A 3,566-nucleotide genomic window follows, 5' to 3' on the forward strand; every position below is an offset into this window, starting at 1 on the left:
TTTATTTCCCCCCGCCTATGGTGCGTGGTGCGCACCACGGAACAAATAATAAAGGGTCCCCCCGCCGTGTGCAAGCCTTAATTTATCTCTTCAGGCGGGGTATCAATGTCGGCCTTTAGCTCCTCCGAAACCCTCACTATCAACGCCCGCCACTCATCCGCCTTCAGCTCCCGCAGGCTCTTTATCAGTTGGCCTGTTTCCGGGTTACATAGGAACTTCCAACGCTCACCGCAGCTCAGGGTAAAGGTTTTTTTTCTGCCCTCATTTTTGCGCAGTTGGCAGCCGTGCATTTCCGCCAGATCCTGCCAATGCCGTAGATCCCCATATTGCATGTACTCTCCTTAGCCGGTTTTTTTGGCCTTACTTTCCAGCGTGAGATCGTAAGACACGTACTCATACGGGCTGTCGTCCACCTCGTCAGGCACCGGCAGCAGATGAGAGGAGGAAAGCAAAAGTCCGCTTTCGAGCCGCATACGCTGATAAAGCGTTGCAGCAACCACCGTCAGCGCCGGGCGATCACCTTCATAAATCGCCGCCACATCCTGATCTACTTCACTGTCTGCCGGCAGGTGCCCCTGCTCCACCAGCATTGTTTTTAAAGCCGGCCAATAGGGTCCCACGCTACGGTAATAACGTGGTTCATCTCCCAGGCACTGGCTCATGCCTTTGAGGTAATCAGTCACAAAATCATCCTCGCCGCGGCTACCGAGCGCCACTGGCAAAACGGATTCAAGATATTGCGTATCAGGCTTCAGGGTGTCGTTTAAAGTGGTCATCATATTTTTGCCGGGTTTCCCCGGCAGTCTCCAATAAAATTAGTGTTTTGCTACAATTTTCAGAACTTCTTCCTGGTCGTAGCGTGTTGAGATTAGCCACCAGCTGCCTGGGAATTCCGAGTCATCGCGCCAGCCGTTAAAGAATTTCGCTCCGAATTTCTCTTTCAGTTCGTCTTTTGCCCGGTAAAGCGCGCCCTCTTTCCCTTTCGGGTCTTGCAGGCCAAAGCAACCGCCTGCCGCAAAGTTAATACCGCGTTTCGAGCGTACCGCCATTGTGCTGATCCGTACCTGGATGCCAGTCTCAGTTTCCAGGGCGTCTACAGCTTCCGTTTGCTCAGCTTTCTCAGCCTCAGCTTCCTCTGCCTTTTTCTGCTCTGCGGCAGCCTGTTCAGGCGTGACCAGGCCTCGCTTAATCTGGTAGGCCTTTTTGAGCTGGGCGCGCCCTTCTTCGCCCATCTTAATCAAAGCGTCATCCGCCTTCTCAGCCAGCTCCCGGACATTGGCCGGGTTCACCAGCAGCTCAGGGGTGATCTCTGATGCCTGTGCCAGCCCGATAATGACGATAGCAGCGCAGGCCTCTGCACACTGGTATCCCGCATAGCCGGCGTAGGTATTGGTCAGCGTGCCGCGCCCGCTCAGAACCTCAAGGAAACTATCCTCGTTCAGTACCTGGCCTTTCTCTACATAACCGTTGAAATCAACGTACCGATTTTGGGCAAGCTCACCTTTGCCTACAATCAGTTCCTGACGCGCCTGCTCCAGTCGGCGCGACTTCTCTACGCTCACGCCGGCCATGAAATCAGCCTGGTTGATGTACTGAGGCGGGATGTCGTTTACGTTCAGCGAAACCGGTGTCAGGTTCCTTTCATCAACCGTTCCGTCATTGACAAAACCCCGTACCGCACTGCGGTAATGTATGGCGGATTGCCATAAGGATCGGCTTTCAAAACGCTTCGCAAGGAAGCTGGCAATAACATCCGCCCCGGCCGTCTCACCGATACCGGCCATCACGGTGATGTAATCCTCTCCGAACAAACACACCAGGAAGTTTTTGCAACGGTAACTGAAGGGGTTAGAGGGTTTACGGCACGCAATGGCCATAGCCTGCTTCAGCTGCTCATCCTGGCTATCTGGATAAACCAGGTTTTCACCGTTTTCCCGATACCAACGCACGTCGCGGTATGTCCCGCTGTTCATGTTATAACCGCGCTCATTCAGCGTCTCTGCCGCATACTCCCCGTTTTTGAGCACCACAGTGCCCCCGTCTTTCAGGATCAGCTGACCGGACTTCAGGTAGCGATGAAACTGATCCTTACTCAGCAGTTTTACGGCATTACTCAGGTACATGCCGCCCTGCATCTGCTTCAGAAGATCCAGCTCCGCAGGGGTTACATCCGTTTCAGCCCCCAGGTCACTTACCGGGACATCTTTTGCTTTACCTGCTGAGTCGCTGCCGCCGGCAGTGAACACACCCCACATCTCAGCCGTTTGGGTATCAAAATTCAGGGCAGCAATGCGGGAGTAGGAGATTTTGTTGTTAGAGCTGACTCTGTTGACGCTGTAGTTATAGATCTGGCCGACCCGGTAGGTTTTGTCGCCCACCAGCAGGAAGTCTTTACCATGATCGATAACGTCCGGGTCTACGCTCAGCAGCCCATCATCCAGCGCTTTTTTAACCACCGGGCGCAGGCGCTTAATTTCAGACTCCGCTTTGCTCAGGCGGGTTACGATCCGCTTTTGCTTCAGCAACGCAGAACGGGCGTTTACGTCTCTTTTGCTGGCGTCATTAAGCTCAATCCGCTTTTCACGAATTTCACTGGCAGCCCTTTTGGCATCGTACTGTGCCGACCATAAATCAGGCATCTCCTTCAGCGTTGCCTGAGCTTTGGCCTGCTTCTCCTGAAGGCTGGCCAGCTCATTACGGATTTTGTTCAGGCCGGCTGCGGCATCTTCCGCGACGCGCTCCAGGTCAAACACCTTGCCCCGCTCAGTATCCAGATCCGCGGCACCGGCGTGCTGGGCTTTCAGGTAATTTTGCAGATCCTGATTGGCGCGGGTTTTGGCGCGCGCCAGGGCGGCCGCCTTGGCCTTGGCCACCTGCTCAGCAATCTTGCGCTCCCGCTCCTCCGGGTTCGCGGCCAGCAGCAGCTGCATCTCTACCATGTTACCGGCGTCGGCATTGTCCATCTGCGCTTTGTCCGAGGTCAGGATTTCCCGGATCCAATTCTTCTTGCGCTGGAGTGTCTTCAGGCGGAATTCATCAAATGACCCCTTGCCGCAGTAGTAATGCACGTTCACACGGTCATGACTCGACCCCACGCGCGCGCCGCGCCCGTTACGCTGGTCGATACTGGCCGGCGTCCAGGGAAGCGTGAGGTGGTGAATGTCAGTTGTGCCCTTGTGCAAGTTGATCCCTACCTCAGCCTTTTTGTTGCAGATAAGGATTTGCGTACGCCCTTCGTTGTAATCCGCGGCGATCTGCTCCAGGCCGCCCAGGCTTACTTCACTCATGGCCGCAATATAGTCATCGTATTGGGCTTTTTGGGCGTAGTAGGCACTAATCTGCTCTTCAGTCGGGTCGTCCGGCAGCTCCTTCGGCATTTTGACTTTTTTAGGCTTTTTACCTTTTTTGCCGGCTTCGGCCACGGTGGTTGCGTTCAGGATCCCCACCTGGCTTTCTTCAATCCCCAGCTGGCTCAGAATGATGCGCTTGAGCTTGCCATGCTGGCTTTTCTCATCGGTGAAGATGATCTGCTTACCGTTCTGTAACCCGACCTTTAAGTTTTCGAC

Annotated in this window: 3 protein-coding genes; all 3 read right to left on the reverse strand. The window is 54.6% G+C overall.

From position 1 onward, the window contains the following. Positions 1 to 77 precede the first annotated feature (77 nt). Entirely contained in the window at positions 78 to 332 is a 255-nt protein-coding gene (locus CYR55_RS22445; RefSeq protein ID WP_101818530.1) for a hypothetical protein, read from the reverse strand. Between the two features lie 9 nt (positions 333 to 341). Continuing rightward, complete coding sequence (locus CYR55_RS22450) at positions 342 to 779, reverse strand: peptide-binding protein (protein ID WP_241522212.1); 438 nt, start codon at positions 777 to 779, stop codon at positions 342 to 344. A gap of 36 nt (positions 780 to 815) precedes the next feature. Beyond that, the coding region (locus CYR55_RS22455) for a helicase-related protein (protein ID WP_241522213.1) at positions 816 to 3,566 on the reverse strand (2,751 nt) is incomplete at its 5' end.

This window comes from Chimaeribacter californicus (genome assembly GCF_002858675.1).
In the GTDB taxonomy this organism is placed as follows: Bacteria; Pseudomonadota; Gammaproteobacteria; order Enterobacterales; family Enterobacteriaceae; genus Chimaeribacter; species Chimaeribacter californicus.

Coding starts and splice junctions, on each gene's coding strand:
- CYR55_RS22445 (WP_101818530.1), bottom strand. CDS start 332: ATGCAATATGGGGATCTACGGCATTGGCAGGATCTGGCGGAAATGCAC.
- CYR55_RS22450 (WP_241522212.1), bottom strand. CDS start 779: ATGATGACCACTTTAAACGACACCCTGAAGCCTGATACGCAATATCTT.